This window comes from Pseudomonas kitaguniensis (assembly GCF_049199985.1).
In the GTDB taxonomy this organism is placed as follows: domain Bacteria; phylum Pseudomonadota; class Gammaproteobacteria; order Pseudomonadales; family Pseudomonadaceae; genus Aquipseudomonas; species Aquipseudomonas kitaguniensis.
Genome location: NZ_JBLZPT010000003.1, coordinates 237,829 through 245,738, shown reverse-complemented (window position 1 = coordinate 245,738; position 7,910 = coordinate 237,829). Strand labels below are relative to the sequence as shown.

The 7,910-nt window shown below is 60.2% G+C and carries 6 protein-coding genes; 1 reads left to right on the top strand and 5 read right to left on the bottom strand.

All coding sequences use genetic code 11. The annotated features are described in order from the left end of the window. Nucleotides 1-84 precede the first annotated feature (84 nt). Together ACOZK9_RS06575 and rlmKL are read right to left on the bottom strand one after the other, a co-directional pair. Entirely contained in the window at nucleotides 85-2,469 is a 2,385-nt protein-coding gene (locus ACOZK9_RS06575) for a sensor domain-containing diguanylate cyclase (RefSeq protein WP_421555479.1), read from the bottom strand. A gap of 138 nt (nucleotides 2,470-2,607) precedes the next feature. After that, the gene (gene rlmKL / locus ACOZK9_RS06570; RefSeq protein WP_058412256.1) at nucleotides 2,608-4,878 is read right to left on the bottom strand and encodes a bifunctional 23S rRNA (guanine(2069)-N(7))-methyltransferase RlmK/23S rRNA (guanine(2445)-N(2))-methyltransferase RlmL; all 2,271 of its coding nucleotides are present in this window, start codon (nucleotides 4,876-4,878) and stop codon (nucleotides 2,608-2,610) included. 529 nt (nucleotides 4,879-5,407) lie between these two features. Here rlmKL and rmf point away from each other — a divergent pair. Then, a complete protein-coding gene (gene rmf / locus ACOZK9_RS06565; protein WP_421555478.1) occupies nucleotides 5,408-5,623 on the top strand; it encodes a ribosome modulation factor in 216 nt (71 codons plus the stop codon). A gap of 132 nt (nucleotides 5,624-5,755) precedes the next feature. On the opposite strand, the gene ACOZK9_RS06560 is transcribed toward rmf, so the two are convergent. The 3 genes from ACOZK9_RS06560 to ACOZK9_RS06550 form a co-directional block, all read right to left on the bottom strand. Further along, the gene (locus ACOZK9_RS06560; protein WP_152745660.1) at nucleotides 5,756-6,781 is read right to left on the bottom strand and encodes a quinone-dependent dihydroorotate dehydrogenase; all 1,026 of its coding nucleotides are present in this window, start codon (nucleotides 6,779-6,781) and stop codon (nucleotides 5,756-5,758) included. Nucleotides 6,782-6,867: 86 nt separating this feature from the next. Further along, a complete protein-coding gene (locus ACOZK9_RS06555) occupies nucleotides 6,868-7,323 on the bottom strand; it encodes a transglycosylase SLT domain-containing protein (RefSeq protein ID WP_058412258.1) in 456 nt (151 codons plus the stop codon). After that, nucleotides 7,316-7,717, bottom strand: a complete 402-nt coding sequence (locus ACOZK9_RS06550; protein ID WP_421555477.1) for a winged helix-turn-helix domain-containing protein — start codon at nucleotides 7,715-7,717, stop codon at nucleotides 7,316-7,318. The genes ACOZK9_RS06555 and ACOZK9_RS06550 overlap by 8 nt, the downstream gene beginning before the upstream one ends. Nucleotides 7,718-7,910 lie beyond the last annotated feature (193 nt).

The window sequence follows — 7,910 nt, the reverse complement described above, 5'->3', positions numbered from 1 at the left end:
CGATAGCGTCGTGTGAGATAAATATTTTTCAACTGACACACCGCTATCGCGAGCAAGCCCGCTCCCACATTTGAAATGTGACCATCACACACGCAATTGCTCCGCCTCAACCCGGTCCCTGCCCGACTGTTTGGCCGCATACACCGCCGAGTCCGCGCGCAGCAACAGTTCGTCGATGCCTTCATCCCCGCGCCAGCTGGCCACCCCAAAACTGGCGGTAACGCGCGCAACGGATTCCATCGGTGCACTGCGCAGCGACTGCCACAACTCCATCGCCAGGTTGTGCGCCTGATCGCCATTGGTCTGGGGGCACAGCACCACGAATTCTTCGCCACCCAAGCGACAGAACACATCGGTGCGACGCAGACGCTGGCCAATGCGCTTGCACACTTCCTGCAAAACAGCGTCCCCCACCGCGTGCCCGTACTGGTCGTTGATGCGCTTGAAGTGATCGATATCGAGCATGATCAATGACAATGCCCCCGATAATCGGTTGAGCCTGACCATCTCGGCCCTGAGGCGATCCTGAAAGTAGCGCCGGTTGTGGATGCCCGTCAGCGAGTCGGTAATGGAGAGCGCACGCAGCTCTTCCTCGACCCGCTTGAGATCGGAAATATCCGACACGTAACCGTGCCACAACGTACCGCCTCCGGCTAATTCTTCCGGTGTGGCCTCGCCGCGAATCCAGCGCAGGCCGCGTTGCGGTAACAGCACGCGGTACTCTTCACGCCAATGGCTCAACTGCAGCGCCGACAAACGAATCGACTCGCGCACCCGTTCCAGGTCCAGCGGGTGGATGCGTTGGAAAACCCTGTTCGCGTCCTGCTGCAACACCCCGGGGTCGATTTCATAAATATCGCGCATGCCATCGCTGGCGTAGATAAAACGCGCACTGCCCTTGGGCTCAAGGATGAACTGGAAGATGCCACCGGGTACGTGGGAGCTGAGCTTTTTGAGCAAGCGGTCGCGTGCTGCGAGCGCCTCGTAGGCGCGCTTTTGCTCGGTGATGTCGAGGTAAATCGCCAAGTGCCCGACCCACAGGCCAAAGTCATCGAGTAACACGGTAGCGAGCATGTTGACCGTCAAATGACTGCCATCCTGACGCACCAGCGTCCACTCTCGCGCCTCATGCTGGGCGTCCGGGCTTTCCACCAGCATCGCCTGGCTCGGTGGGATGCGCTTGCCCATGGTCACTCTCAAACTGGCCGCGTGCGCGTCGAGTTCAGCGCTCAGGTGCAGGCTCTCCAGGGTCATGCGCCCCAATACCTGTTCGGACTTGAACCCAAGCATCTGCTCGGCACCGGCATTGAACGTATTGATCACGCCGCGCAGGTCCGTGGCGATGATCGCGACCTGAGTGGCGGCGTTCAGCATGCTGCGCAACTGCCCATGCGCCCCGCGCAACTCCTTCTCGCGCTGGCGCAACTCTACGGTGCGTTGCTCGACCATCTTTAACGCGCGCTGGCGCTGGCTGACCAACACGTACAGCAACACGCTGAGCAGCAGGCTGAGAAGCCCGCCCATGGCCAAAATCATGCTCACCGAGGAGTGATTGGCCTGATCGAAAATGTGGCTGGTACGCAATGTCAGCGCGTACACATGGTCGCCGAGGGTCAGGCGGCGCACGGCGTTCAGGTCGCTGATGCCAACTGCATTGCTGGACGCGAACAACACGTGCGGCTGGCTGCCGGAGGTGTCGTCGATTTGCATCACCAGGTTGTCCCGATTCGGCTTGGGCAAACCGTCGGCGACCAGTTGGCGCATGCTGATCACCGCCATGACAAAACCGAAAGGCTCGGTATCGGTTGGCTTGCTGACCGGCGCCACCAGCAATACGCCGGCGGCATAGGCAGGCTCAACCCCCACCAACTGCATGGGCTGGGACACCGCAGGCTTGCCACTTTGTTGCGCACGCTCGAGGGTCGAACGCCGCAGCGGCTGCGCCAGCAAGTCAAAACCCAACGGCGAGCCCAGCAGGCTTTGGGTCTGGCTGTACAACACCGGCACATATTCATCCCGCTCGGCCGCAGGCGCCAAATCACCCTGCGCGTTCAGTTCACGGATGACGAAGGGTGCGCCGCGTTGGCGCGCGATGTCTTGTTCAAACTGGCTGCGTTGATCGCGAAATACCCGCGGTGCCCAGGCGTAGGCGCGGGCATGCAATAACAAGGGTTGGGCGAAACCGTCAAACTCTGCGCTGGACACCTCATCGGAGTTGGCGAAAAACCGCTGCAGGCTGGCCAGGCGTTGCTCCTGGTCTTCGAAGCGTTCTTGAAGGCGGGTGTAACGCTCGTTGACCAACAACTGGAAACGTTGACGAACCTGTTGCTGATAGAGGTCGGCGGCCGCCCAGGCGATGATCGAGGTCAGCGCGCACCCTGCCGATAACACCACCAATGCAACCAGCCAAGCCGATGCCTGCTCACTGATAAAGCCAAGGATTTTAGGGCGAACGGCTTGCATTGGCATAGGCAACACTCACAACGCCAGCGTGCGGGAGGGCCACTTTGGCTAGGCCTTAGTTATAGCCATCGGCCCCACATTTGACCAGCGTAAAAAAGCCGCAAGCCCTGAATATTCCGGGGTTGCGGCTTTTGGTTACGGCGATCAGCGAGCGGTGATTTTCCAGGCCCGATGGATCTTCGCGTTACGCGCAAAATCCGGGTCCAGGGTCTTGTCGCTGATTTCCTCAACCGCGTAACGTTCGCTGAGGTTGTCCTCAAGCACGAACTTGCGGAAGTTGTTCGAGAAGTACAGCACGCCGCCCGGTGCCAGCCGGGCCATGGCCAGGTCGAGCAATTGCACATGGTCGCGCTGCACATCGAAGATGCCTTCCATGCGCTTGGAGTTGGAGAACGTCGGCGGGTCGATGAAGATCAGGTCGAACTCATCGCGGCTGGCTTCCAGCCATGCCATCACATCACCCTGCTCCAGACGGTTTTTGTCAGAGAAACCGTTGAGCGAGAAATTGCGACGCGCCCAGTCCAGGTAAGTCTTCGACAAGTCGACGCTGGTGGTGCTGCGCGCGCCACCCTTGGCGGCGTGCACGCTGGCGGTGGCGGTGTAGCAATAGAGGTTAAGGAAACGCTTGCCGGCGGCTTCTTTCTGGATGCGCATGCGCATCGGGCGGTGATCCAGAAACAGGCCGGTGTCCAGGTAGTCGGTGAGGTTGACCAGCAGCTTCACGCCACCTTCGCTGACCTCAGTGAACTTGCCCTGCGCGCTCTGGCGCTCGTATTGCTTGGTGCCGCTTTGACGCTCACGACGCTTGACCACCACGCGGCTCTTGTCGACGTTCAGCGCCTGCGGAATCGCCGCCAAGGCATCGAACATACGCGCGGAGGCTTTTTCCGGGTCGATGGATTTAGGCGCGGCGTATTCCTGCACATGCACCCAATCGTGGTAGAGGTCGATGGCCATCGAGTATTCCGGCATGTCGGCATCGTACACACGGTAGCAGTCCACGCCTTCGCGCTTGGCCCATTTGCCGAGCAGCTTCAGGTTCTTCTGCAAGCGGTTGGCGAACATCTGCCCGCCTTCGCTCAGGCGCGCCTGTTCAACCACGGGCGCAGGCGCCGGAGCGGGTTTGATCGGGTTGCCGTTCTTGTTGTACTGGCGCTCTTGCGGCTCGGTCGGGGCCTGGTCGTAAGCCGCTTGCTCACGCTCGGCCTGACGTTGCTCCGGCGTGCGGCGCTCGCCGGTCACGAACTGGTCCGGGTTGACCTTGATCAGCAGCAATTTGCACGGCAAGGCGCCGTTCCAGAACGAATACTGTTTGTGGCTGCGGATGCCCATGCGCTTGCCGAGGTCCGGCGCGCCGGTGAACACCGCCGCTTCCCAGCCCATGCAGGCCTGGCGCAGACGCTCACCGAGGTTCTGGTAGAGATACAACAGGCTGGCTTCGTCACCCAAACGCTCGCCGTAGGGTGGGTTGCAGATCACCAGGCCCTTCTGGTTCTGGTCAGGGCGCGGCTCGAAGGTGCCGACTTCGCCCTGGTACACCTTGATCCAGTGGCTTAAGCCGGCGCGTTCGATATTGTTGCGTGCCGGCTGAATCAAACGCGGGTCGGCTTCATAGCCACGCACCCACAACGGCGCTTTGTTCATGCCGATAGCGGCACGCTCGGAGGCCTCGGTGTGCAGCTTCTTCCACAGTGCCGGGACGTGGCCGAGCCAGGTGGTGAAACCCCACAGTTCACGGTTGAGGTTGGGCGCCATGTCGGCGGCAATCATCGCGCCTTCCACCAGGAAGGTGCCCACGCCGCACATCGGGTCGGTCAGCGCGCCGCCTTCGGCAGCAATACGTGGCCAGCCGGCACGAATCAGAATCGCCGCCGCGAGGTTTTCTTTCAACGGCGCGGCGCCCTGCTGCAAGCGGTAGCCGCGCTGGTGCAGGCTGTGGCCAGAGAGGTCGAGGGAGAGGATTGCTTCGCCACGGTCCAGGCGCAAATGGATGCGCAGGTCCGGGTTGATCTTGTCGATGGACGGGCGTTCGCCGGTGGGCGTGCGCAGCTTGTCAACGATTGCATCCTTGACCTTCAGCGCGCCGAAGTGGGTGTTGTCGATGCCCGAGCCGTGGCCACTGAACTCCACCGCCAGCGAACCGTCGGCAACCATGTGGTCTGCCCATTCGATGTCCAGCACGCCGTGGTAAAGGTCTTCGGCGTCTTTCATCGGAAAGCGCTTGAGCACCAGCAACACGCGGTTCGCCAGGCGCGACCAGAGGCACAGGCGGTAGGCGGTTTCCATGTCGGCCATGCCGCGCACGGCCGAGGTGTGCTCGCGGGCTTCCTCAAGGCCAAGCCCGATGGCTTCCTCGATCAGCAGGCCTTCGAGGCCCTTGGGGCAGGTGAGGAAGAGTTCAAAACGGTCCGACATGGGTAATCCAGGCTTTTCAGCAATAAATGAACGGGCGACGCATCGCCGGCTCGGTTTTCAATCAAGCACTTTTCTTGAAGAGTGCTCGCGTGGCACGAATGTGCCTTTCCACCCCGGCTGCCGGGCCTTCAGGCCTTGAATGCAGGGGCAGATCAATAATTGATGCAACAAAAAGAAATATTCCGACCCTTCGTCGAATAATAACCGACTGCAACGGGCGGGCATTCTCACTAACGGGTGAAACCCATCCTGTTTGCAGGGCACATCATAGCTGGGTTTACCTGATAATTGGGGCGAAAAGCCATCCCAGCTTATGGCTATAGCATCGTTATCGTTACGTGCTTATGACAAAACGATCATTGAATCCATGTGACCTATTGGTTAGAACTCAACACAGGTCAGCGCCGTAACGGCACTGACACATAGGCTCGCCACGCCGGCAGCGAGCCCACCAACGGCAGAAAACTCTGCCTGGCCTCGCACGAGGCCGAGGGATATCAAGACAGTCAACAAGTGAGGGAAACACCCTATGAGAAGACTTAAGCGTGATCCGTTGGAAAGAGCATTGTTACGCGGATACCAGTATGGCGTTCATGGCAAATCCCGTGAGCTTTGCCCATTTACTCTACCGTCGGTACGCCAAGCCTGGATCAACGGCTGGCGAGAAGGACGCGGCGACAATTGGGACGGTATGACCGGCACTGCGGGGATCCACAGACTCAACGAACTTCACGCCGTCGGCTAACACAGGGCATTTAATCCGACATACCAGCTTGAATACCACGTGACGACTTAACCACGCACGCCCCATCCGGGCGGCGGGCTTCGGCCCAGGGGCTCCTTTATGGAGCCCTTTTTAATGGGTAACGCGCACGCCTCAGGCCTTGGGCAACGCCGCAATCGCATCCACCGCCTGGCGAATCAGCGCCGGGCCTTTGTAGATGAAGCCCGAGTAGAGCTGCACCAGGCTTGCGCCAGCAGCGATTTTCTCGGCCGCGTGCTTGCCCTCGGTGATGCCGCCGACCGCGATGATCGGCAAACGCCCCGCCAGTTCAGCGGCGAGTACCTTGACGATGTGGGTGCTTTTGTCGCGTACCGGTGCGCCCGACAGCCCGCCCGCTTGATCGGCCTGCGCCAGCCCTTCAACGCCGACACGGCTGAGGGTGGTGTTGGTCGCGATCACCGCATCCATGCCCGAATCCACCAGGGCCTGGGCAACCAGCACGGTTTCTTCATCGCTCATGTCCGGCGCAATCTTGATGGCCAGCGGCACGTGTTTGCCATGGCGAGCCGCCAACGCTTGTTGACGCTGACGCAAGGCTTCGAGCAACTGCTTAAGCGAATCGCCGAACTGCAGGCTGCGCAGGCCCGGGGTATTCGGCGAGCTGACGTTAACCGTGACGTAGCTGGCGTGCGCGTAAACCTTGTCCAGGCAGATCAGGTAATCATCCACCGCGCGCTCTACCGGGGTGTCGAAGTTCTTGCCGATATTGATACCGAGGATGCCTGTGTACTTCGCCGCTTGAACACGCGACAGCAAATGGTCAACGCCCAGGTTGTTGAAGCCCATGCGGTTAATGATCGCCTCGGCTTCCGGCAAGCGAAAGATGCGTGGCTTGGGGTTACCCGGTTGTGGCCGGGGCGTCACGGTGCCCACTTCGACAAACCCGAAGCCCAGTTGCGCAAAACCGTCGATGGCCGTGCCGTTCTTGTCCAGGCCAGCCGCCAACCCGACCGGGTTCGGAAAATCGAGCCCCATCACCGACACCGGCAGTTTTACCGGCGCCTTGCATACCAGGCCATTAAGCCCCAGGCGGCCACCGGCACCGATCAGGTCCAGGGACAGATCGTGCGAGGTTTCCGGGGAGAGTTTGAACAACAACTGGCGGGCCAAGGTATACATGGGCGGGCGAGACTCGGATGGCGGCAAAAGGTGGCGCCGATTATAGCCGGGGTGGCGCGCCAGGTGCGAGGTGCGCCGCCCAATCGTCAGTGGCGCTGCGCAACCAACGCCTCATACCGAGCCCATATTTTTTCGGCATAACGCATGCGCAACGTCTCACGCTCAGGTGACCCGCCTGCGTTGTAGGAGCCCACGGCGGTCCAGTTGTAGCCGAAACGCTGAATGAACTCGGCAAGGATCGAGGCCGCCACTTCGACTGACAAACACGGCTCACTCAACAGTCGGTCTTCGGTAATCCCCAGCTTAAGCAGACGCGGCAGATGCATGCTGTTGATCTGCATCAGGCCAATATCCCGCGAGCCATCGGTGTTGCTGTGGTTCATCGCTTCTGTGCGGTAACCCGATTCCACGGCGGCGATGGCCTGCAGCAACTCCGGTTCGATGTCGTAGCGGCTGGCTACCTCATCCCAGCAACTGGCCCAAGCCTGATGGCTGCCCATCATTACGCACAGCAGCAAGCCTTGGCTCAGAAGCTTAATCATGGGTCACCTGGCCACAGGCCGAACAAACGTGCCGCACGACCGCGCGTTCGGGATTGCGCGGTTCGTGACGCTCAGTGTGCACGGCACAGGTAAAGCGATAACCCTGGCCATAGATGGTCTTGATAAACCCTTTGTCTTGCTTGAGGTACTTGCGCAACGCATAGATGCAGCGGGTGAGCGACTCTTCTGCGACCTCGCCACGCGGCCAGACCAACTCAAGCAAACGATCCTTGGTGATCAATGCCCCCTCGGCGCCCAGCAGCAGCCGCAGCACATGCCACTCTTTGGGCGGCAATTGAATATCGACGCTTTCGCCGGTCAAGCGGCCATCGCTCTGCAAGGTCCAGCCCGCAAACACCCGTGAGGCCGCAAGCGCTTCATTCACGAGGGTCATACACACCTCTGCATCCGACTACTGACATTGAATTCCTTGTTTCCAAAAACGGCCGATACGGCAACATCACGACTATAAAAACCTGAGTCGCCAACAACGTTAGGAAAAAACCCATTTGATCGAGGCATTTGGCATGCACTGCGTAGGACTTTTCGCAGTCATGCGCAGCAAGCGCTTGGGCAAGCGTCAAGAT